We start from the raw sequence: 22,881 nt of genomic DNA on the forward strand, positions 1-22,881 counted from the left end.
AAAATACAGTATATTTAATTACCACTGGTAGCTCACCAATAGTTTGGCATTGCGGCCATCCTGCGGTGTTCCCTGTGGTGAGTAGTATTCTTTATCAAAGGCATTGCCCAAAACTGCGGTAGTGGTCACACCTTTTAACATCCCTTCACCCTGATAGCTAATGTAGAAGTCATTAATGCTATAGCCAGCTTGTTGCTTATATTGCCCTTTAAAATCAGTATGCTTGGTAAATTGACCTATCCAGCCAACAGAAAAACCGGTTTGTGCAACAGGGATATCCAGTGTGCTGGTGATAGTATCTGGGCTGAGGTTGTCGAGAGATTCACCGCTCTTTTCGTCCTTGCCCTCAGTACGGTTATAAGCCAACTCCCAGGAAAACAGATTGGATTCATAGTTCATAGAAACATCCCAACCCCAGATCTTGACTCTGGGTACATTAACAGATGTTGTATTTTTGTATAATGTACGACCATATTTCTGATAAGGGTTAATGACATCTGACTTAATATAGTCTTTGGCTTTGGTATCAAAATAGCTGGCTTTGAATTTTAGTTCATCATTGTCTGCCAGCAGGTTATCGAAACGTAATCCAAAACCAGATTCCCATGTTTCGTTGCTTTCTGGGCGGAGATTTGGATTAGAAATCCAGAAGTTTCCAGGATAGTGCATAGAATCGTTATACATTTCACCCATCGTCGGTGCACGGAAAGCCTGAGAATAAGAGGTAAACAGCATTGACCAGTCAGTTGGTGTGATGCTGATAGCCCCTTTGGAAGACCATTTATCAGCGCTGACATCCCTATATTTAGAATTTGTTCCTTTATAGTTGTTATAGCGAGTACCGGCGATAATAGATATTGGCAAATCGCGTAGGGTTATTTCATCCTGCACCCAACCGGAAGAAAAGCGGATATCGGCATCGGGGAAGCTATCAGTGTTACCGCCTGGGGTTTGTTTCTGTTGGTAGGTTTCACCACCGTAGGTAAGTTGGTGTGCCAATGGGCTGTCTGTCCACATGCGGGAGCGGTTTTCCAGTTTTACACCATAGGTTTTCTGCTTGCGGCCTTCGAACCCCTTTTCTTGAGTGCGGGCATCGATAGTCACATCCGAATAATAAAGGTCAGCCCTGGCATTTAACCAATCATATTTGGTTGGATTTAACTGATAGCTGAGTTGGGCATCACGCTGAGTTGTCGTCCGATCAGTCCACGAGTTAGATTTTTCATTTTTCCCGATGAGTGTTTGTGGATTCTTAGGTTGATTAGCTTCATTACGGTAATAACGTAACTGACTGCTTAAAGATTGATTCTCATCCACTTTCCAACTGCCTTTTGCTATCAGGTTACTGATAAATTCATCATTATCAGCCGTCAAACCACCACCATGGCGGATATTACCTGCATCACGAGTACTGAAAGCAAACAAACCGTCCAGAGAATCTGTTTTCCCGAAAGTTGCACCACCAAACCCCAGACTATGGTCACCGGTTGCACCACGGGCGAAAACGCGAAATCCGTGATTTTGACCTGCTTGCAGCAGATCTGTGGCATCAACAGTCTGATAAGCAACAACACCACCTAAAGCACCACTGCCGTAGAGCAGGGCAGAGGGACCACGCACAACTTCGACTTGTTTAATTAATGCCGGATCCAGAAATGTACCATTAATATGACCGGTATCGGTGCCCTGCCGAATACCGTCAATTAATGTCAAAACACCTTTTGGCCCATAACCACGCAGACTAACATCTTGTCCATTAGCACGGTTTGTACCGGCTATATTAATGCCGGGTATTTTTCTGATGAGATCGCTGGCATTACCGGCTGTCTGACTTTGTGCTGATTTGTTATTTATCACCGTCACCATCATAGGTGCTTCGAAACTATCCCTTTCGTTACCTGTTGCATAAACAGTTATCACATCACGGGATGATCTATCATTGTTGGAATCAGGTGATTTTGTTGCTGCATAAGTAGTTGAAAGGCTACTGATAATTGCCAGGCTTAATACTGATAACTTAAGTGTTGATCTTGCAGATTGAGACATCAGACGAATCTCCATAAGAATATTTTATGATTTATGGATATAGCTGGCTGCCCCGATACGTGATCTGGGTGGCTGGCTGAGTTATTTTTTTATTTAGTTAGTATCAGCTTTCCGGCTTTAGTTTGGCGCAATTGGTAGAATTCCCCTTGGTGACGAATTCGGGTAATTCCTAACTCACCTAGCAGTTGTTTACTATCAATGTAACCAATTTGCACGATTTCAGCTGGATGAGTATTGCACCGTTCTTCAAGTGCAATGCAGGAATGTTGGTGACATATTTTGGTCATAAACCCACTTAGCGAATACTAACTATTATTATAGTGATAATCATTATCGTTATATGGGGAAGTGACTTCAAGTAATATTTTTGATGTTCAGGATCAACATATTAGCGTGATTTATTAATCTGCTGTGAGTTAGCCTTTTGTGAATAAAAGGCTAACTCAGAAGAGGGTTCAGAAGCGGAAATTGACTGCTTCGGCAAGAATTGCAAGAAGTTGTTCTGTATCTTGCCAGCTCAGACAAGGATCTGTAATAGATTGACCGTAATTCAGTGGTTGTCCCCGAATGATTGTCTGGGCGCCTTCAAGTAGAAAACTTTCAGCCATCACACCGACAATCGCCGCAGAACCCTCCTTAATTTGTTGGCCTACCTCTTTCGCGATGTCCAGTTGGCGTTTGTGTATTTTCTGACAATTAGCGTGACTGAAATCAATCACTAAGTGCTCTGGTAAATCAAATTCACGTAGTTGATCACAAGCTGCGGCAATATCTCCGGCACTGTAATTAGGTTGTTTGCCACCACGCATAATAATGTGGCCGTATGGGTTGCCTTCGGTTTGATAGATGGTCATTTGACCATGCTCATTCGGCGATAAAAAGGTGTGACAGACACTGGATGCGCGGATAGCGTCTATAGCGATACGGATATTGCCATCGGTGCCGTTTTTAAAGCCAATCGGGCAGGAGAGGGATGATGCCATTTCCCGGTGAATCTGGCTTTCTGTTGTTCTGGCTCCGATAGCTCCCCAACTAATGAGATCAGCAATATACTGGCCGGTCACCATATCCAGAAATTCGGTTGCTGTGGGTAAACCCAACTCATTGACATCAACCAGTAATTTCCGCGCCAAAGTAATACCACGATTAATCTGGCAGGAGCCGTCAAGATCCGGATCTGAAATTAAACCTTTCCAGCCCACGACTGTGCGCGGTTTTTCAAAGTAGGTCCGCATAATAATTTCCAGCCTGTGCTGGTATTTTTCACGTAATGTGTTCAGTCGCTGAGCATAATCTAAAGCAGCATCAATATCATGAATAGAGCAAGGACCGACGATAACCATAAGCCGTGGGTCATTCCCCGATAGAATATCTGCAATACGTTTTCGTGACGTTGTCACACTGTTGGCGATTTTTTCAGATACAGGATATTGAATTGCAAGAGCCTGAGGTGTTACCAAACTATCGACGCGGTGAGTCCTTAAACCATCTGTTTTGTACATATATTTTCTCAAAGTTCGTTTTACACTAGCGGATATACCTGTGGGTAATTGAAATTACAATAAACGAAAATGACTAAATTAAACAAACAATATAGTTAGCTACATCATAAATTTTTTTCAATTATTCATATTGATATATTTCTAAAACATACGGCGGTTCAGCTTCATCGTATCGATTATTTTGGTTGAGATTTCTTCAACAGAATAATTGGTGGTATTAAGATAATTAATCTTATTCTTACGGAATAAAGCTTCAACTTCGGAAATTTCTATTCTGCATTGCCTCAATGATGCATAACGGCTATTTTCTCGGCGTTCTTCCCTAATAGCGGCTAGCCGGTCAGGGCTTATAGTTAAACCGAATAACTTATGCTGAAATTGTTTTAATGTTGCAGGTAACTGTAAATTATCTATATCATCTGCGGTAAACGGATAATTTGCAGCTTGAATACCAAATTGCATGGCTAAATAGAGACTGGTAGGCGTTTTTCCGCAGCGAGACACACCCAGCAAAATAACCTGCGCCTGGTCAAGATTACGTAAAGAGATACCATCATCGTGTGCCAGGGCATAGTCAATTGCTGCTATGCGTGCATCATACTGGCTGAGATTCTTTTCAGTCAGACCGTGAGTACGGTTAAGTTCAGGTTTGGGTTCCAGGCCGGTCTCTTTCTGTAATGGGGCTACCAGTGTTTGGACAATGTCCTGACAGAAACCTTCACTGCTGGTGATAATATTTTTCACTCCAGAAGAGATAATGGAATAGAAAACTAAAGGTCTTATACTCGTATCCTGATATATTTGATTTATTTGTTGCTTTATTTCTTTTGCTCGGGTTTCACTGTCAACAAAAGGGAGGGTATATGAGGTTGCTTTGATAGGAAATTGTGATAATACAGCATGGCCCAATACTTCTGCGGTAATTGCTGTTCCATCAGAAATAAAGAAAACGGTGCGCTCAACACTATTCTCAATACTATTACTTTCTGCTGATATTTCTAATCTGGATTTTGTCATGGTATTTATAGTGACCTTTTATCTTTCCGATCGTTTAGTTAAATGAGACCGGGCATCAATTTCCTGCAAAGTATACCTGAGAAAAAAATAATGTGTTGGGTTGATCGATTCACCTTTCTATGTGTGCCAAAACATTGTGTTAGTCTATTTATGACTGCTAAAAATGCAGTGCCAATTTTCCGACTTGTACCTCACGAATGTTAAAAGGATTGTTTTAATGCCTAACAATAACCTCCCCCCGTGTAATGTGCTTTGGTATAACCAATTAGGTATGCATGATATTGACCGGGTTGGTGGTAAAAACGCCTCCCTGGGAGAAATGATCACTAACCTGTCAGAACTAGGGGTTTCTGTCCCGAATGGTTTCGCGACCACAGCACAGGCATTTAATGATTTCCTGGAGCAAAGTGGTGTCAATCAGCGTATTTATAGCTTGCTGGATGAAACTGATGTTGACGATGTGAATCAATTGGCCAAAGCGGGTGCACAAATTCGTCAATGGGTGATTGATACGCCATTGACGCCGCAATTGGAAAAAGATATTCAGGTCGCTTATCAACAGTTGGCTGAAGGGGAGCCCGAAGCCTCTTTTGCTGTGCGTTCTTCGGCAACGGCTGAGGATATGCCGGATGCTTCTTTTGCCGGGCAGCAGGAAACTTTTCTGAATGTACAAGGCATTGATGCGGTGATGATTGCCATCAAGCATGTGTTTGCTTCATTGTTTAATGACCGGGCTATTTCTTATCGTGTCCATCAGGGATATGACCATCGGGGGGTTGCGCTGTCAGCCGGTGTACAGCGTATGGTGCGTTCTGATCTCGCCTCTTCCGGTGTGATGTTCACTATTGATACTGAATCAGGATTTGATCAGGTTGTCTTTATTACTTCTGCTTACGGCTTGGGTGAGATGGTTGTTCAGGGGGCCGTGAACCCGGACGAATTCTATGTTCATAAGCCAACGCTGAATAGGGGGAAGCCGGCCATTGTTCGCCGCAATCTGGGCTCTAAAAAATTGCATATGATCTACGCTGATAATAAAGAGCATGGTAAGCAGGTACGTATCGAAGATGTGCCGGAAGCACAACGCAATCGTTTCTCTTTAGTCGATGAAGAAGTTGAAGAGTTAGCTCGTCAGGCGTTGTTGATTGAAAAACATTATGGCCGGCCGATGGATATTGAATGGGCCAAAGATGGCCATAATGGCAAGTTATATATTGTTCAGGCGCGTCCTGAGACTGTCCGCTCAAACCAACAGGTTATGGAACGCTACCAACTGAATGAACAAGGTCAGGTATTGGTGGAAGGGCGCGCCATAGGCCATCGTATTGGAGCGGGTACAGTAAAAGTTATTCATAACTTAAATGAAATGGATCGTATCCTGCCGGGTGATGTTCTGGTCACTGATATGACCGACCCGGATTGGGAGCCGATTATGAAAAAGGCGGCTGCGATCGTGACTAATCGTGGTGGCCGGACTTGTCATGCAGCGATTATTGCCCGTGAATTGGGTATTCCTGCGGTTGTTGGATGTGGTGATGCGACGGAACGCCTGAAAGAAAATCAACAAGTGACGGTTTCTTGTGCGGAAGGCGATACGGGTTTTGTTTATCAAAATCAACTGGATTTCGTTGTACAAAGTGCTCAGGTCGATCAATTACCAGAGCTTGATGTAAAAATTATGCTGAATGTTGGTAATCCTGACCGCGCATTTGATTTTGCTTGCTTGCCAAACGAAGGTGTTGGTCTTGCCCGTTTGGAGTTTATTATTAACCGAATGATTGGCGTACACCCTCGCGCATTACTGGAGTTTGATCAGCAAACGCCGGAATTGCAGCAAGAGATAAAATCTCTGATGGTGGGTTATGACAATCCGGTTGAGTTCTATGTTGGACGCTTAACTGAAGGGATTGCAACGTTGGCAGCTGCGTTCTGGCCGAAGCGGGTTATTGTTCGTCTGTCTGACTTTAAATCCAATGAGTATGCCAATCTGGTGGGTGGTGACATTTACGAACCTGATGAAGAGAACCCGATGTTGGGTTTCCGTGGTGCGGGGCGTTATGTCTCTGACAGTTTCCGCGGTTGTTTTGCATTGGAATGTGAAGCGGTTAAGCGTGTACGTAATGATATGGGGCTGACCAACGTCGAAATTATGATCCCATTTGTGCGTACTGTCGCTCAGGCTGAAGCGGTTATTGCTGAACTGGCGTCACAAGGGTTGAAGCGTGGTGAGAACGGATTGAAAGTCATTATGATGTGTGAGATCCCGTCCAATGCAATTCTGGCGGAACAGTTTCTTGAACACTTTGATGGTTTTTCTATTGGTTCTAATGACATGACTCAACTTACTCTTGGTTTGGACCGGGATTCCGGCGTGGTATCTGAGTTATTTGATGAACGCAATGATGCGGTTAAGGCTATGCTCTCATTAGCTATTCAGGCGGCTAAGCGTCAAAACAAATATGTGGGAATTTGTGGGCAGGGGCCTTCAGACCATCAGGATTTTGCTCATTGGTTGATGGAAGAGGGGATTGATAGCTTGTCATTGAACCCAGATACCGTGATGAAAACTTGGTTGGGATTAGCGAAAGAGAGTTAATTGAGAATAATACACAATTGAAACTAAAGGCCCGTCAGAATAAATGGCGGGTTTTTTTAATGGATAAAGTAACTGATTACAATTACAACGCCATAGAATAAGGATAAAAATAGTAAAAAAAAAGCCTACCATGGGCGTGATAGGCAAGGACTACACACAGCAATATACGCGTTTCTAATAAATAGAACTATCAAAAGGAGAAATAAACGTCTCGTTTACAGCCCGCTTATACTAATTTAGTTAAATAGTTTATTCATTAAGAATTGTCCTAATTTACGGATTATTTATGGCTATAAAAAACCAAATTTAACTATTTTTTAACATTGTGGTTACAATAATTATATCTAACGAATAAAAACAAAGAATATTTCAAATGAATGATTAGTTTTTAAAGTTATGCTTTAGCGAAAGAGTTAATCCTCTTTCGCTATGTGAGGCAGGATTAATGATCATACAAATTATTCTGAAAATTATTTTTCCAGATATTTTTCAGTTTCTGTTAAATCATTTTCAGGTTCTGGGACTTCGTTCATCCAGGCAATTAATAAACGATAAGCAACGGCTAATACGACCGGTCCGATAAATAAGCCAATCATACCAAATGAGAGTATTCCGCCAATAACGCCAGTTAATATCAGCGCCATCGGTAAATCTGCGCCTAAACGGATTAAAAATGGACGAAGAAACCCATCCAGTGTTGTCACTATGCAGCTCCAGACTAATAGCACGGTGCCCCAGGTTGTATCACCTGTCCAGTAAAGCCAGACGACAGCAGGCACTAAAATCAATAATGGACCAATCTGGGCAACGCAACAGACAAACATAAGTACCGTCAGCAATGTAGCATAAGGGATCCCTGAAACAGCTAAGCCAAGACCACCGATAATAGCTTGAACCAGAGCGGTAACGACGACGCCGAGAGCGACAGCGCGGATAGATTGTGCTGCCAGCAGGATGGCTGCATCTCCGCGTTTATCGGCCAGGCGAACGGCAAAATGGCGAATACTCATCGTCACCTGTTCGCCTTTCAGATATAGGAGCACGCTGAATAGCACCATTAAGCCAAGATGGAAAACAAAGCGTCCGGCATTGGCCGCCTGAGTAAAGAACCAGGTTGCTGCTTCTCCGACATAGGGCTGGACTTTAGCAATCAGCACATTTCCACCATCCGTGATCAGTGCATTCCAGCCGCTGTAAAGTTTATCACCAACCAGAGGAATGCCGTTCAGCCAGGTCATTGCCGGCATTTGAAAATTAGTAGGGGATTTAGCCCACTGAATTAATGGTGCGCTGTTTTCTAATAAGCTACTGACCAGTAATGCGATGGGGATCACAAACAACAGAATTAATAATAATGTCATGATGGAAACCGCAATCCAACGTTTACCCCATAAACTATTTTGTAGTTTTTCCAGTAAAGGCCAGGTGGCGATAACCACCATTCCAGCCCAGACAAAACCAAGGATAAACGGTTTCATCACCCAGAAACTGGTCACAATTAAGAGTGAAAGAAAAATTAAAGTAAACAGTAGCTTTGGTAGATCATAATACGGTTTATATTTGTCCATAAGTTAATTTCTCTAAGGAATTTAGTGGCGCTAAAGATAATGAATAAATAGGATGTTATCTATAGGTTACTCAAAATAGGTGAATATTATGATAAGGTAACCGCTTGCCTTCTCAGACAAGTCAGTTAACTGTGGTTAATGGTTACGGCTGACTAAAGCATTGATTCAAAGATAGTATAAATAAAGCAATGTGGACACTCATTTTAAAAGGATCAAAACGATAATGATCCCACGCATATCGCAAGCACCTCACGTTAGTGAGTTGGCACAGGAATTTTTGGATACACTCAAGGAACAAGGATTTACCGGAGATATTGCAAGCAGCTATGCAGATCGCCTGACGATGGCAACAGATAACAGTATCTATCAACTCTTACCGCAGGCTGTCGTTTTCCCGCGATCCGGCATAGATGTGGTTTTACTGGCCCGTGTTGCAGGTGAAAAAAAATATCAGAATTTGACATTTACCCCGCGTGGAGGCGGTACAGGCACAAACGGCCAGGCTCTTAATGAAGGTATCGTGGTGGATATGTCCCGTTATATGAATCGTATCCTCGAGATTAATCCGGAGCAGGGATGGGTCAGAGTTGAAGCGGGCGTAATTAAAGACCAACTGAACCAATATTTGCGTCCATATGGTTATTTTTTTTCACCTGAGCTTTCAACCAGTAACCGGGCAACATTGGGTGGAATGATTAATACCGATGCTTCTGGTCAGGGTTCACTGGTATACGGTAAAACATCCGATCATGTTCTTGGCTTACGGGCTGTTTTATTGGGTGGTGAATTACTTGATACCCGCTCAATGGACATCGCACAGGCGGAATCAATTGCCCAGGAAGATTCTGTTACAGGCCGCATTTATAACACCGTGCTTAACTGCTGCCGTGAACGACGTGAACTTATCGTTGAAAAGTTCCCCAAACTCAATCGTTTTCTGACAGGTTATGATTTGCGTCATGTTTTCAGTGACGATATGCAGAAGTTTGACTTGGGTCGTATATTGACCGGTTCAGAAGGAACGCTGGCTTTTATTACCGAAGCGGTTCTGGATATTACACCGTTGCCGAAAGTCAGGCGGTTGGTGAACGTAAAATATGATTCCTTTGATTCAGCGCTGCGTAACGCGCCTTTTATGGTGAATGCAAAGGCTTTATCTGTTGAAACCGTGGATTCAAAAGTTCTGAATTTAGCGCGTGAGGATATTGTCTGGCATTCAGTGAGAGAACTGATCACTGATATTCCCGGCAAGGATATGCAGGGGTTGAATATTGTTGAATTCAGTGGTGATGATCAACAATTGATAGACCAGCAGGTAGACATACTTTGTCAGCGCCTTGACGAACTGATCGAAGGTCGTCAGGGAGTTATTGGCTACCAGATTTGCCGGAAGCTGGCTGATATTGAGCGTATTTATGCAATGCGCAAGAAATCAGTTGGATTACTGGGTAACAGTAAGGGGGCGGCGAAACCGATCCCGTTTGTGGAAGATACGTGTGTGCCTCCACAGTATCTTGCTGATTATATTGCGGAATTCCGCCAGCTACTGGATAGCCATCAACTGAATTATGGTATGTTTGGTCATGTAGATGCCGGTGTATTGCACGTTCGGCCAGCACTGGATATGTGCGATCCGCAGCAAGAGGTACTGATGAAACAAATTTCTGACGAGATTGTCAACCTCACCGCCCGTTATGGCGGTTTATTGTGGGGAGAGCATGGTAAAGGTTTTCGTGCTGAGTATAGTCCGGAATTTTTCGGTAGCGTCTTGTATGAGGAATTGCGCCGGATTAAAGCGGCTTTTGACCCGGATAACCGCTTGAATCCGGGTAAAATTTGTCCGCCGATGGGTGTTGATGCACCAATGATGCAAGTTGATGCTGTCAAGCGGGGGACTTATGACCGGACAATTCCGGTCAATGTAAGAAATACATTCCGTGGTGCGATGGAATGTAATGGTAATGGGTTGTGTTTTAACTTCGATGTGAAAAGCCCAATGTGTCCGTCAATGAAAATTAGCCGGCAGCGTATCCATTCACCGAAAGGGCGGGCAACATTAGTACGTGAATGGCTTCGGCTTTTGACCGAACAAGGTATGGATCCGCAACCATTGAAGCAGGGATTGGAACAAAAACGGCCAAGCCTGCGTGGTCTGATTGAAAAAACGCGTAATAGTTGGCAAGCATGGCGTGGAGAGTATGACTTCTCCCATGAAGTAAAAGAGGCGATGTCTGGTTGTCTGGCATGCAAAGCCTGCTCAACACAGTGCCCAATTAAAATTGATGTGCCGTCATTCCGTGCACGTTTTCTTGAGTTATATCACGGCCGCTATCTTCGTCCTTTGCGTGATTATATTGTGGCAGGTGCGGAAAGTAGTACACCATTAATGGCTAAGGCGCCGCGGGCATTTAATTTCTTCCTGAAACAGCCGTGGGTGCAGGAATTGAGCCGTCGGACAATCGGGATGGTCGATCTCCCCTTGTTATCCAGTCCGACACTACACCAACAGCTTGCAGGTCATTACGCGCTTTCGACCAAACTGGAACAGCTTGAAAAAATGGATCAGGCTCATCGTAACGGGCATGTGCTGATTGTTCAGGATCCGTTCACTAGTTATTACGATGCGAAAGTTGTGGCTGATTTTGCCTGTTTGGTGGAAAAATTAGGATATAAACCGGTATTGCTGCCATTTTCCCCTAACGGTAAGGCCCAGCATATCAAAGGATTTTTATCCCGCTTTGCTAAAACCGCCCAAAAAACGTCAGATTTTCTCAATCGGGTATTTGAACTAGGAATTCCTATGGTTGGTGTCGATCCTGCATTGGTACTGTGCTATCGGGATGAATACAAAGAAATTCTCGGTGAGCAGCGCGGCAAGTTTGAGGTTCAGCTTGTTCACGAATGGCTGATCAACACTTTGCCGGAGGAAAAGGACAATCAGGCCGTGTCCGGTGATAAATGGTATCTGTTCGGACATTGTACGGAAGTGACTATGCTACCAGGCAGTAGTCAACAGTGGGAAAAAATTTTCCAGCGGTTGGGTAGTAAGCTGGATAATATCAGTGTAGGCTGCTGTGGAATGGCTGGAACATATGGTCATGAAAACAAAAACATAAAACACTCTATTGGTATCTATAAATTATCCTGGCAACCTGCCTTGCAGAAATTACCTCTGGAGCGTTGCCTGAGTTCCGGTTATTCCTGCCGCAGTCAGGTTAAGCGGGTAGAAGGGCAAGTACTTAAGCATCCGTTGCAAGCTTTATTGGAGATAATCCCATGATTTGGAAACGTGATATTGGACTGGATAGCCTGAATCAAGTAAATAGTCAATGTATGATGGGTCATCTGGGCATAAAAATCACGCATATCGGTGATGATTATATTGAGGGCACAATGCCGGTTGATCATCGCACCCGTCAGCCATTTGGTTTATTACATGGCGGGGCATCTGTTGTACTGGCAGAATCACTTGGTTCTTTGGCAGGGTATCTCTGTTCTGAAGGTGAGAAAAAAGTTGTTGGGCTGGAAATCAATGCCAACCATATCCGATCTGTTCGCAGTGGCGAAGTTAAAGGGGTGTGTAAGCCTCTGCATATTGGCCGAAATCACCAGGTATGGCGAATCGATATTTTTGATGAACGTCAACACTTGTGTTGCACTTCCCGGTTAACTACTTCGGTGTTGCCTGGATAAAATAATAGTAGGTTATTTTTCTATGGATTAATAACCTACTCATTAAGTGAAAAAGATATTTTTTTATGTATTAAGTTTATTTGCAATATTATTATGTTAGTTGTTTGGTAAAGCAGGTTTGCTTCCAAGCAGCTTGTGGATCTCCATAGTAATATAACGGGAATGTCTTGAAGCGATAAGTACCGCTTTTTGCTGTTTCATGGTTAGCGTCTCCTTGCCTTTCGGCGTGTAAGAGGCTAATCTTATGTTGTGATGCATAGATAGGCCTCGGGTTGATTGAAAGATCACTCGGGGCTTTCTTCTATCCGCTCCAGCACGCCAGAGACAGATAGTCTCAAGCGCCCGCCCAGAATATACCAAAGCAAAATACATATATCTATATATTACATTATATTTCTGAGTTTATTTACAGTAATCCATCCCTAAATTGATATATACCGGCATTTATAAATTTAAATAAAAGAAAGTTTTTATCTATTTCGATATTAACCCCTTCAATATAATTCACCATCTATATTTTACTCGATATTTAAATTAATCAGATATATAAGCAGTTCACATAAACAATGATATTATTAAAAATATTGATGAAATCTATAACTTGAAAGACTGCGGCACGTAAATGACTATATCTTTATGTAGTGCTCCAAGCGGAGCGGACAGTGTTATCGTTTCTTTTTTGCAAGGTATTTATAGATGGAAGTTCGTTTAGCGAAGCTGACAAAAACAATAAAATAAATACCAACGACATCTCATCGTTGAACTCGATTAAAATGTACTATGTCGATCGTAATGAAGTTCGCTGTGGAATTCTCCCAGTTTAATGGTCTATGCTGCGCTGGAGCATAAAATTCGCAGCGGATTGAAACAAAATGCGGCATTTTACCCGGATATGAAAAACCGGCAGACACAATCGCCCACCACCCGTTGGGTATTTTTAACCTGTGAAGGGATTAATCCCTTCGAATTTCAAGAGTATCGGAGGGTAACGGGTATGCAACCGTACCAAAGTGACCTGTTGAAGATATTGGGTCAATGGTATGAGTCTTTTTATTCCTGAATTGGGTGCGGAATGTCGGCTAATAGCCTATCCGAAAGCTATTTCATTTGTTATGTTGGTCCTGGGCAGGGCATTGGAACTCTCACATACTATGTATACGCTCTGTCCGTGACCAATGAAGATATAATAATAACTATGTCGAGGTATTTACAATGTATAAATTAATTAAACCTGTGCACGGAGTAAATGGCTCTCCTATATCCATAGCCCCCGGATATCCTGATCTTGAAGACCAATTTAACGAAATGGGGATCCCTTTCATCCGAGCGCATGATCTGTATGGCCCAGGGGATATCGATAATGGCACTCTTGATAATAAAGATCCGGGTTCATATCAACTTTTACTAATGGTACCAGAAGATAAAAAATGGCATGGCCGAAAAGTTTACGCCGATTTGACAAATAAGAGATCTATCTTTCCAAATGCCAGAAACGGAATGAAGAATAATAGTTTTGAAGAGGCTGTTTCACAAGCAAATTACGAACCGACAGATGCTTATTTTAGAAAAATCATTAACAATGAAAGGAATTCCAATCCTTATCTCAAGAGAGAAGTGATGTGTCGAATAGGCAGGTCATTTTTGGGAAGTGCAAACCCACCAGAAAATTTTCAAATTTATGCCATGCTGGCGGCGGAATTAGTAAAGCGGTATTCAGTTAACTACATGAACATTGGAATGAAGCGTCCGGTAATGTATTATCAAATATGGAATGAGCCTGATTTAGGAATCTTCTTTGCCGATTCTGACCCGAAAGTTTATTACAAATTTTATGGTACTATCGCACGCGAAATCAAAAAGGTAGCACCGAATGTGTTGGTCGGAGGTCCATCTATAGCCGCCGGGCAGGGGATACACAGTCCCTATGGATGCGGTTTTTTAAAAGCATGTAAAGACAACTCATTCCCGCTAGATTTTTATTCCTGGCACCTTTACCTTCACGACAAAGCCGATCCTGTTCAAGTTGCGGCATCAGCCAGGCTCAACAGATCCCTGCTTGATGAATTGGGATTTAAGCATGTTGAAAGTTATATAACAGAGTGGGGAATGACCCCATATACAACTCACGAAACACAGAATAAAATGCAATCAGCAAAGAATGCGGCGTTTATTATACAATCTTTGATATTTATGGTATATAGAGATGTGGACAAAGCGTTTTACTACAGAGCTGACGGCGGCACACTAGGTATTTTTAATGATGGAAATAGATATACCTATCCCGCGCAAGCATTTTATTTATTCAACTTAATGTTTGAAACGCCATATTATAAATCTAACATTGATATACAATTTGAAAATGCTAAATATGGGTATATTGAATTGGAAGGGCGCAGTGAACCCAATTCTTTTCCTCGAAGAAGGAAGTTATTAGTATCAACTTATTTTCTTGATAAAGACTTCCTCAAAGAAGGATATCCGTCAAAAAAATACAAGCAATATTACCTGGATACAAATCGAGATGTTGACAATATTCAAGATCAATACAGTATTGACAAATGGTTTGGCGGGAAAAATCCTAAAAATATGTATAGTAACAATATTAAAGAGGATATACTTGATGACCACTCTCCAGAAGCTGTCAACCCTGAATACCGTAGATATGGTTTTACCGGTCACAATGCCATAATTCAAGACCCACGAGAGCCTAGGAATGTCACTGCTTATATTATTACCGAAGGAGGTCAGTTGGACAATATAAGGCCAAGTTCGGTAATGAGTGAAAATATAAAAAAAACCAAAGTAAAAACCGATACTGGAATAATGTGGAAGGTTGCTGTGGCAAATATTCAACAAGACTCGGTAGTACTTCTGGATGTTGAGTATTCCTGATAGCAGTGCCGTGGCTTGGTGAACTACATTTTCGGGATCTAAGGTAGAGCTTTAGCGGAAAGATTTGCTCTAAGCCGCTATTTGCAATAGTGTCCCTGGGGCGCTGGTCGGTGGGATGGCACCAGTACCAGCGTATGCGCTTTTTCCATTTCCGGGGTATAGCACTGCACCCAGAGATAAATCGTGATGTGGTCAATGCTGACGCTAGGCTCGGTCAGCATTTTCTGGAGCTCTCGGTAGCTTATTAGTCGAATCCGCCTTGATTAAATAGAAACTCTATTTGTATATATTATAATCATAATAGCAACTCCCATGCCGCATCTCCGGTATATCTTAAAGCTCACATCAAATGGTATTCATGATGAACCTTTTGTGCTTTTATTTTGTACCAAAAAGTACAGGATAGCACAATTAATTAAATTAATAATTTATATATAAAACAAAGAATTAAAAATATATTTTCATATGCGATGAACATAATTCGTTGTGTTTGGGTGAAATTTAATCCATTTAAGGTATATCCTCTTAAAACAAATGGTTGAAGTGATAAGGGTTATCATTACCATTATGTGGTAACGAGAATGTTCCGATAACAGCGGCAAAAAATTGCTAAAGAAAAATATGAGGTCAACGATGACAAATAGTGTTGAAACCTTCTCTCTGAATGAAACCGCATGGCAAGGAATTACCATCACAGAGAGAGCCGCAGCACAGATCCTAAAATTGATGCAGCAGAACCCACAAAGTGAAGGGTTATATCTGGGGGTTAAGCAGTCAGGATGTGCCGGCTTTGGCTACGTGTTTGAGATGGTTAACGATCCTGCGCCTGATGATTTACTGTATGAAAATGAAGGGGCATGTCTATATGTTCCCCTGAAAGCTATGCCATTTATCGATGGAACTGAAGTTGATTTTGTTCGTGAAGGTTTAAATCAGATATTTAAATTCAATAATCCAAAAGCTCAACATGCCTGTGGGTGTGGTGAAAGCTTTGGTATATAAGTGTACCAATATATGTCTCAGAGCAATGTAGAAATCAGCGATGATGTGCAGACCTGGCTCAGCGATCATCGTTATAAAGAGGGTTTTTTCACTCAGGTCGCGACTGATGAGTTGGCTAAGGGGTTGAGTGAAGACGTTGTGCGGGCAATTTCCGCAAAACGCAATGAACCTGAATGGATGCTGGAGTTTCGGCTGGAGGCTTATCGCCATTGGCTGGGAATGGAAGAGCCGCACTGGTTGAAGGCGAATTACCCTAATCTCGATTACCAGGACTATAGCTATTATTCAGCACCTTCATGCGGTGCCTGTGATGATAGTTGCAGTTCGCAATCCGGTGCTATGCAGGCAACGGGTGCAGAGCAAACAAATAATTATTTGACGGCAGAGATTGAAGAAGCATTTGATAAGCTGGGTGTTCCTGTACGGGAAGGTGAAGCTGTCGCGGTAGATGCTATTTTTGATTCAGTTTCTGTCTCAACAACTTATCGGGATAAGTTAGCGAAAGAAGGCATTATTTTTTGCTCATTCAGCGAGGCAATACAGGAATACCCTGAGTTAGTCCGTAAATATCTCGGCAGTGTGGTTGCAAGTCACGATAACTTCTTTGCCGCGTTGAATACCGCGGTCGCTTCTGATGGTACTTTTGTTTATGTGCCAAAAGGGGTTCGGTGCCCGATGGAACTCTCCACCTATTTTCGTATCAACGCGGCGAAAACCGGCCAATTTGAGCGCACCATTCTGATTGCTGATGAGGGCAGTTATGTCAGCTATATAGAGGGATGCTCTGCACCTGTACGTGACAGCTATCAACTGCACGCTGCTGTTGTGGAAGTGATTATCCATAAAGATGCCGAAGTAAAATATTCTACTGTACAGAACTGGTTTTCAGGCGGTGACAGTGAGGGGGGAATTCTTAACTTTGTGACTAAAAGAGCATTGTGTGAAGGTGAAAATGCCAAAATGTCCTGGACGCAATCAGAAACGGGTTCAGCAATTACCTGGAAATATCCAAGTGTGATCCTGAAAGGGGATAACTCGATTGGCGAATTTTTCTCTGTCGCCCTTACTAATGGTACTCAACAGGCAGATACCGGCACCAAGATGATCCATATTGGGCGTAACACCAAATCGACCATTATTTCAAAGGGTATTTCTGCTGGCCGTAGCCAGAACAGTTATCGTGGGTTGGTGAAAATATTGCCGGGAGCGGAAAACGCCCGTAATTATACTCAATGTGACTCCATGCTGATTGGTACTGAATGTGGCGCGCATACATTTCCCTATGTAGAAGTACAGAACAATACTGCGCAACTGGAGCATGAGGCGACAACTTCCCGCATTGGTGAAGATCAATTGTTCTATTGTCTGCAACGCGGCATTAGTGAGGATGATGCGATTTCAATGATCGTTAATGGTTTCTGTAAGGATGTGTTCTCTGAACTTCCCCTTGAATTTGCCGTTGAAGCGCAGAAATTACTGGCAATTAGCCTTGAACATAGTGTTGGGTGAATTCTCCCTGTTTCCCTTTTTTATGACAGAACGTTAAGCCGTTCGAAGGCATGTAATATGTTAAGTGTTAAAAATTTACGAGTCAGTGTGGAAGGTAATGAAATCCTGAAAGGATTAAATCTTGAAGTTAAACCGGGTGAAGTTCATGCCATTATGGGACCGAATGGCTCCGGTAAAAGTACATTATCGGCAACGTTAGCTGGCCGTGAAGAGTATGAAATTGATGATGGTGAAATCATCTTTAAAGGAAAAGATTTACTGGAATTTGAACCGGAAGAGCGGGCTGGTGAGGGGATTTTCCTGGCTTTTCAATATCCGGTGGAAATTCCGGGTGTCAGTAATCAATTCTTCCTGCAAACGGCAGTGAACGCTGTCCGTGAATATCGTCATCAGGAGCCGCTGGATCGCTTTGATTTTGCCGATTTTATCGAAGAAAAAATAGAACTGCTGAATATGCCGCAAGACTTGCTGACACGTTCAGTCAATGTCGGTTTTTCCGGTGGTGAGAAAAAACGTAACGATATTCTGCAAATGGCCGCGCTGGAGCCGACACTCTGTATTTTAGATGAAACAGATTCAGGTCTGGATATTGATGCACTGAAAATTGTTGCTAATGGTGTGAATTCCCTGCGTGATCCAAACCGCTCATTCATTATTGTGACTCACTACCAACGTATTTTGGATTACGTGAAACCTGATTTTGTCCATGTGCTTTATCAGGGACGGATCATTAAATCCGGTGATTTCAATCTGGCGAAAAAATTGGAGGAGCAAGGCTATGGCTGGCTTATTGACCAACAGTGAAAAAGCTGAAAAGACGCGTCAGGTTGCAGAGCGTAATCAGCAAGCCTTAGCGCGTTTCGCTGATTTGTATCATTGCCGCCATGGTGATGATTCATCTCATGCCAGTCTGCATTGGCAGCAAGTGACTAAAACCCGGTTTCCTCAATTCAGACATGAAGATTGGCGCTATACTCCGCTGGAACAACTGTTAAGCCAGCAATACAGTGGCAAAACCTGGGAATTGACCGTAGCACAATGCGAACAACTGGCGATTCCGATGGATTGCTGGCGTATCGTTATGGTGGATGGTTGTTTTTCTCCTTTACTGAGTTCCTGTGAATTTGGGCCGTATCAGTTGAGTTTACTGGATAACAAAAGTGGGCTTCCGGCGTCGATCCAGAGCGAGATTTTTCTGCATTTGACAGAAAGCCTTGCTCAACAGCCTTTGGTCATAACATTAAAAGCCGGGCAAGTTGCGGAAAAACCCCTTTATCTGCTGAATATAACCAGTGGTTATTGTAATGAAGCATTAAATACCAGCCATTACCGCTATCACATTACTGTGGGAGCGAATGCAGGCGCCAGAGTGATTGAACATTTCGTCAGTACTGATGAGCAGCAACCCCATATGACAGGAAGCCGATTGACCGCAGACGTGGGGGATAACGCCAGCTTAATCCATATAAAACTGGGCGTTGAGAATAGTGAGAGCTACCACTTTGCACATAACGATATTGTGGTTGGTCGTGATGCCCGGGTGAAGAGCACCAGTTTTCTGTTAGGTGCCGGGCTTGGTCGACACAATACCAGCGTTCAACTTAATGGCGAAGGGGCGAATCTGTCGTTGAACAGCTTGTTGTTGCCGCAAGGAAAAGAGGTCGCTGATACCCGTACTTATCTGGAACATAATAAAGGCCATTGTGAAAGCCGCCAGTTGCATAAAACAATTGTGATGGATCAGAGTAAAGCGGTATTTAACGGCATGATCAAGGTGGCGCCTCATGCACTGAAAACCGATGGGCAGATGACCAATAACAACTTGTTATTAGGTAAACAGGCAGAAGTGGATACCAAACCTCAACTGGAAATTTACGCTGATGATGTGAAATGCAGCCATGGTGCGACTGTTGGCCGGATAGATGAAGAACAACTGTTCTATCTGCAATCACGTGGTATCAGCCGGTGTGATGCGCAACATATGATTATATTTGCTTTTGCTGCCGAACTTACTGAATCTATTGAAGATGAAGCCCTGAAAACTGTTGTCATGAAGCACATTAAACAGCGTTTAGCGGGAGTGGAAAAATGACCTTCTCTGTAAAAAGGGTGCGACAGGATTTCCCGGTACTCACTCAGCAGGTCAATGGGTATCCACTGGTTTATCTTGATAGTGCCGCCAGTGCTCAGAAGCCGGTTTCGGTTATAGAACGGGAAAGTGAATTCTGTTTACACCAGTATGCGGCGGTTCACCGGGGAATTCATACTCTCAGTTCTGCGGCTACTCGTATGGTTGAAAATGTACGCCACCAGATGGCGCAATTCATCCATGCTCAAAGTGATGAAGAGATTGTTTTCGTCAAAGGTACGACGGAAGGGATTAATCTGGTAGCTAACAGTTATGGCCGCAAATTTATCAATAGTGGCGATAATATTGTGATTACTGAAATGGAACATCACGCCAATATTGTTCCGTGGTATATGCTGGCGGAACAAATTGGGTGTGAAATCAGAGTATGGTCACTGAATGAAACCGGTGAGCTGGATCAATCGGTTTTAACATCCCTGATTGATTCACGTACTAAATTACTTTCTTTTACTCACCTGTCTAATGTGCTTGGCACCGTGAACCCTGTACGTGAAATTATACAACAGGCAAGAAGAGTGGCTGAAGAGTGGGGTGGTCAGTTACATATTCTGGTTGATGGTGCTCAGGCCATTATGCACAAGAAAGTTGATGTGCAGGATCTGGGGTGCGATTTCTATGTTTTTTCCAGCCATAAATTATACGGACCAACAGGAATTGGCGTGCTTTATGGGCGTAAATCCCTTCTGGAAGCCATGCCACCTTGGGAAGGTGGCGGAGCAATGATCAAACACGTCAGCCTGCAAAAAGGGATAACCTATGCGGGATCACCATGGCGGTTTGAAGCGGGGACGCCGAATATAGCGGGAATTATTGGCCTTGGCGCTGCGGTTGATTATGTCACTTCACTGGGGCTGGATGAAATTCAGCAACATGAACAGGCGCTGATGGATTATGCGATGACTCGGCTGAAAGAGGTCAGGTCACTGAAATTATATGGTCCTGAGCAACGTCAGGGGGTTATTGCGTTCAACCTTGGCCGTCATCATGCTTATGATGTGGGAAGTTTCCTTGATCAGTATGGCATCGCGATTCGTACCGGGCATCATTGCGCACTTCCGCTGATGGAACATTATCATGTTCCCAGTATGTGCAGGGCGTCACTGGCGATTTATACTACACAAGAAGAGATTGATGCTCTTGTTGCTGCATTGCAGCGGATAGAAAAACTGCTTGGTTGAGATGGTTACAGATCGAAAGAGTGATAAAGGAAAACGTCATGGCAAGTTTGCCCGACCAAAATAGATTGTTACGTAATTTTTCCCGCTGCCAAAACTGGGAAGAAAAATATCTCTATATGATTGAACTGGGGGCGAGGTTGTCCCCACTGACTGACGAACAACGTCAACCTGAGCATTTAATCGCCGGTTGTCAGAGTCAGGTGTGGATTTTGCTGAAGAAGAATGACCAAAACAAAGTGGAGTTTGTTGGTGACAGTGATGCCGCTATCGTGAAAGGGCTGGTTGCGATGGTTTTTATTCTTTTTCAGGATAAGACGCCTCAGGAAATTCTGGATTTGGATGTGACTGAATATTTTGCAAAACTTTCTCTGGAGCAACATTTAACACCATCACGGACACAGGGGCTACATGCGATGATATATGCCATTCGCAATGCGGCAAGTAAAATGGTTTAAATGGCAGTCTTACGTGTTTCTTTCGCGGCTGATAATATACACGGCCGTGAAAGGTGAATAAGGCTTCAACCTTTTGCGTTTAATTTATCCGATAACATTCAGAAGTCATTCCAGGAAGCAAGCATGAAACGAGTTTTAACGTTTATCGGCATGTTATTGTTAAGTGCGTTGACTAATACAGTCAGTGCTACAGAATATACCTTGCCACCTACCAATAGTCGTTTAATTGGCGAAAATACGACATTTGTTGTACCAGATGACGGACGTTCTCTGGAGGCCATTGCTGCCGAATATAAAATTGGATTACTGGCAATGCTGGAAGCTAACCCCGGTACCGATCCTTATTTGCCTGCTCCGGGTTCTGAACTGATTATTCCATCACAAATGCTATTGCCTGATACACCGAGGCAAGGGATTGTGATTAACCTTGCTGAACTCAGACTTTACTATTTCCCTAAAGGAAAAAACAAAGTCATCGTTTATCCCATTGGTATTGGACAGCTTGGTCGTAATACGCCAGTGATGACAACATCGGTAAGCCAGCTAATTAAAGATCCAACCTGGACGCCGACTAAGAATATCCGTAAGCATTATGCTGAACAGGGGATTATCTTACCTGCGGTTATTCCTGCGGGCCCGGAAAACCCAATGGGGGCATTTGCGTTGCGTTTAGCTGCTGGGCGTGGAGAATATTTGATTCATGGCACTAATGCTGATTTTGGCATTGGTATGCGGGTGAGTTCGGGTTGTATTCGTCTGCGTCCTGATGATATTGAAGCTGTGTTTAACACAGTTTCCCGTGGAACCAGAGTACAGATTATCAATGAAGCCGTTAAGTATTCTGTTGAGCCAGATGGTAAACGTTATATTGAAGTCCATCAGCCGCTATCTAAAAAAGAGGAAGATGATCCACAGACATTACAAATTGTCCGATCAGCCGGTTTGAACAAGTTCATTGACGATAGCAAGACAGATAAAAATATTGTTGAACAAGCTATTGTACGCCGTTCTGGTATGCCGGTGCTGGTAAGTGAAAATACACAGCCTGAAACACAACAGGATCTGCGGGAAGAAAATAGAGTGCCGATGAAAGACGATGCTAAAGATGCAGAACAAGAAGTAAATGAAGGTATATCTGAATCGTTTAAATTACCGTCATTATATCAGCCTGGGCCAATCTATCGGGAAAATTAATATTTTATTGCAAACAGGGAGAGGTCAGCGGATATTTTTCTGACAGAACTTCATGATAAAAAAACAGCGCACAGATAGAC

At 43.0% G+C, this 22,881-nt stretch carries 16 protein-coding genes and 1 pseudogene; 12 read left to right on the forward strand and 5 right to left on the reverse strand.

Annotated elements, in window-relative coordinates; all coding sequences use genetic code 11:
• Positions 1 to 18 precede the first annotated feature (18 nt).
• The 4 genes from C5470_RS03185 to ppsR form a co-directional block, all read right to left on the reverse strand.
• Positions 19 to 2,046, reverse strand: coding sequence for a TonB-dependent hemoglobin/transferrin/lactoferrin family receptor (locus C5470_RS03185; protein WP_166285887.1), 2,028 nt, complete (start codon positions 2,044 to 2,046; stop codon positions 19 to 21).
• An 89-nt stretch (positions 2,047 to 2,135) separates the two neighbouring features.
• Positions 2,136 to 2,333: a hemin uptake protein HemP gene (gene hemP, locus C5470_RS03190; protein ID WP_166285889.1), complete on the reverse strand. Its 198-nt coding sequence runs from the start codon at positions 2,331 to 2,333 to the stop codon at positions 2,136 to 2,138.
• A gap of 168 nt (positions 2,334 to 2,501) precedes the next feature.
• Positions 2,502 to 3,548 carry a 3-deoxy-7-phosphoheptulonate synthase gene (locus tag C5470_RS03195; protein ID WP_166285891.1) on the reverse strand — a complete coding sequence of 349 codons (1,047 nt, stop codon included), beginning with the start codon at positions 3,546 to 3,548 and terminating at the stop codon, positions 2,502 to 2,504.
• A gap of 141 nt (positions 3,549 to 3,689) precedes the next feature.
• Positions 3,690 to 4,565: a posphoenolpyruvate synthetase regulatory kinase/phosphorylase PpsR gene (ppsR, locus tag C5470_RS03200; RefSeq protein ID WP_166285893.1), complete on the reverse strand. Its 876-nt coding sequence runs from the start codon at positions 4,563 to 4,565 to the stop codon at positions 3,690 to 3,692.
• A 217-nt stretch (positions 4,566 to 4,782) separates the two neighbouring features.
• Between ppsR and ppsA the strand changes: the two genes are divergently transcribed.
• Positions 4,783 to 7,161: a phosphoenolpyruvate synthase gene (ppsA, locus tag C5470_RS03205; RefSeq protein ID WP_166285895.1), complete on the forward strand. Its 2,379-nt coding sequence runs from the start codon at positions 4,783 to 4,785 to the stop codon at positions 7,159 to 7,161.
• A gap of 470 nt (positions 7,162 to 7,631) precedes the next feature.
• Here ppsA and ydiK read toward each other — a convergent pair whose 3' ends face one another.
• Positions 7,632 to 8,729, reverse strand: coding sequence for an AI-2E family transporter YdiK (gene ydiK / locus C5470_RS03210; protein WP_166285897.1), 1,098 nt, complete (start codon positions 8,727 to 8,729; stop codon positions 7,632 to 7,634).
• Between the two features lie 223 nt (positions 8,730 to 8,952).
• Here ydiK and ydiJ point away from each other — a divergent pair, with 223 nt between their 5' ends.
• The 11 genes and pseudogenes from ydiJ to C5470_RS03260 all read left to right on the forward strand — a co-directional run bounded on the left by ydiJ (position 8,953) and on the right by C5470_RS03260 (position 22,801).
• Positions 8,953 to 12,009: a D-2-hydroxyglutarate dehydrogenase YdiJ gene (ydiJ, locus tag C5470_RS03215; protein ID WP_166285899.1), complete on the forward strand. Its 3,057-nt coding sequence runs from the start codon at positions 8,953 to 8,955 to the stop codon at positions 12,007 to 12,009.
• Entirely contained in the window at positions 12,006 to 12,422 is a 417-nt protein-coding gene (menI, locus tag C5470_RS03220; RefSeq protein WP_036805375.1) for a 1,4-dihydroxy-2-naphthoyl-CoA hydrolase, read from the forward strand. Before ydiJ ends, menI begins: the two co-directional genes overlap by 4 nt.
• An 820-nt stretch (positions 12,423 to 13,242) precedes the next feature.
• Positions 13,243 to 13,482 (forward strand): annotated as a pseudogene (locus C5470_RS22635) (IS1634 family transposase); the annotation flags it as partial.
• Between the two features lie 152 nt (positions 13,483 to 13,634).
• Positions 13,635 to 15,314 carry a GH39 family glycosyl hydrolase gene (locus tag C5470_RS03225; RefSeq protein WP_166285901.1) on the forward strand — a complete coding sequence of 560 codons (1,680 nt, stop codon included), beginning with the start codon at positions 13,635 to 13,637 and terminating at the stop codon, positions 15,312 to 15,314.
• 633 nt (positions 15,315 to 15,947) lie between these two features.
• Entirely contained in the window at positions 15,948 to 16,316 is a 369-nt protein-coding gene (sufA, locus tag C5470_RS03230; protein WP_166285903.1) for a Fe-S cluster assembly scaffold SufA, read from the forward strand.
• A 12-nt stretch (positions 16,317 to 16,328) separates the two neighbouring features.
• The gene (sufB, locus tag C5470_RS03235) at positions 16,329 to 17,825 is read left to right on the forward strand and encodes a Fe-S cluster assembly protein SufB (RefSeq protein ID WP_166285905.1); all 1,497 of its coding nucleotides are present in this window, start codon (positions 16,329 to 16,331) and stop codon (positions 17,823 to 17,825) included.
• A gap of 57 nt (positions 17,826 to 17,882) precedes the next feature.
• Positions 17,883 to 18,629, forward strand: a complete 747-nt coding sequence (gene sufC / locus C5470_RS03240) for a Fe-S cluster assembly ATPase SufC (RefSeq protein WP_036849490.1) — start codon at positions 17,883 to 17,885, stop codon at positions 18,627 to 18,629.
• A complete protein-coding gene (gene sufD / locus C5470_RS03245) occupies positions 18,604 to 19,917 on the forward strand; it encodes a Fe-S cluster assembly protein SufD (protein WP_166285907.1) in 1,314 nt (437 codons plus the stop codon). Before sufC ends, sufD begins: the two co-directional genes overlap by 26 nt.
• Complete coding sequence (gene sufS, locus C5470_RS03250) at positions 19,914 to 21,152, forward strand: cysteine desulfurase SufS (RefSeq protein WP_036849492.1); 1,239 nt, start codon at positions 19,914 to 19,916, stop codon at positions 21,150 to 21,152. Before sufD ends, sufS begins: the two co-directional genes overlap by 4 nt.
• A 38-nt stretch (positions 21,153 to 21,190) precedes the next feature.
• A complete protein-coding gene (gene sufE / locus C5470_RS03255) occupies positions 21,191 to 21,607 on the forward strand; it encodes a cysteine desulfuration protein SufE (RefSeq protein WP_166285909.1) in 417 nt (138 codons plus the stop codon).
• Between the two features lie 123 nt (positions 21,608 to 21,730).
• Positions 21,731 to 22,801 carry a L,D-transpeptidase family protein gene (locus C5470_RS03260; protein WP_166285911.1) on the forward strand — a complete coding sequence of 357 codons (1,071 nt, stop codon included), beginning with the start codon at positions 21,731 to 21,733 and terminating at the stop codon, positions 22,799 to 22,801.
• The last annotated feature ends 80 nt before the right edge of the window (positions 22,802 to 22,881 follow it).

It is taken from the genome of Photorhabdus stackebrandtii (genome assembly GCF_011189495.1).
Taxonomy (GTDB): Bacteria; Pseudomonadota; Gammaproteobacteria; order Enterobacterales; family Enterobacteriaceae; genus Photorhabdus; species Photorhabdus khanii.

What these genes read in the sequence shown, in the direction of transcription:
- hemP (WP_166285889.1), bottom strand. Translation starts at nt 2,333, where the DNA reads ATGACCAAAATATGTCACCAACATTCCTGCATTGCACTTGAAGAACGG.
- C5470_RS03260 (WP_166285911.1), top strand. Translation starts at nt 21,731, where the DNA reads ATGAAACGAGTTTTAACGTTTATCGGCATGTTATTGTTAAGTGCGTTG.
- C5470_RS03185 (WP_166285887.1), bottom strand. Translation starts at nt 2,046, where the DNA reads ATGTCTCAATCTGCAAGATCAACACTTAAGTTATCAGTATTAAGCCTG.
- ydiK (WP_166285897.1), bottom strand. Translation starts at nt 8,729, where the DNA reads ATGGACAAATATAAACCGTATTATGATCTACCAAAGCTACTGTTTACT.
- menI (WP_036805375.1), top strand. Translation starts at nt 12,006, where the DNA reads ATGATTTGGAAACGTGATATTGGACTGGATAGCCTGAATCAAGTAAAT.
- sufD (WP_166285907.1), top strand. Translation starts at nt 18,604, where the DNA reads ATGGCTGGCTTATTGACCAACAGTGAAAAAGCTGAAAAGACGCGTCAG.
- sufC (WP_036849490.1), top strand. Translation starts at nt 17,883, where the DNA reads ATGTTAAGTGTTAAAAATTTACGAGTCAGTGTGGAAGGTAATGAAATC.
- sufS (WP_036849492.1), top strand. Translation starts at nt 19,914, where the DNA reads ATGACCTTCTCTGTAAAAAGGGTGCGACAGGATTTCCCGGTACTCACT.
- ppsR (WP_166285893.1), bottom strand. Translation starts at nt 4,565, where the DNA reads ATGACAAAATCCAGATTAGAAATATCAGCAGAAAGTAATAGTATTGAG.
- C5470_RS03225 (WP_166285901.1), top strand. Translation starts at nt 13,635, where the DNA reads ATGTATAAATTAATTAAACCTGTGCACGGAGTAAATGGCTCTCCTATA.
- sufE (WP_166285909.1), top strand. Translation starts at nt 21,191, where the DNA reads ATGGCAAGTTTGCCCGACCAAAATAGATTGTTACGTAATTTTTCCCGC.
- ydiJ (WP_166285899.1), top strand. Translation starts at nt 8,953, where the DNA reads ATGATCCCACGCATATCGCAAGCACCTCACGTTAGTGAGTTGGCACAG.
- C5470_RS03195 (WP_166285891.1), bottom strand. Translation starts at nt 3,548, where the DNA reads ATGTACAAAACAGATGGTTTAAGGACTCACCGCGTCGATAGTTTGGTA.
- sufB (WP_166285905.1), top strand. Translation starts at nt 16,329, where the DNA reads ATGTCTCAGAGCAATGTAGAAATCAGCGATGATGTGCAGACCTGGCTC.
- sufA (WP_166285903.1), top strand. Translation starts at nt 15,948, where the DNA reads ATGACAAATAGTGTTGAAACCTTCTCTCTGAATGAAACCGCATGGCAA.
- ppsA (WP_166285895.1), top strand. Translation starts at nt 4,783, where the DNA reads ATGCCTAACAATAACCTCCCCCCGTGTAATGTGCTTTGGTATAACCAA.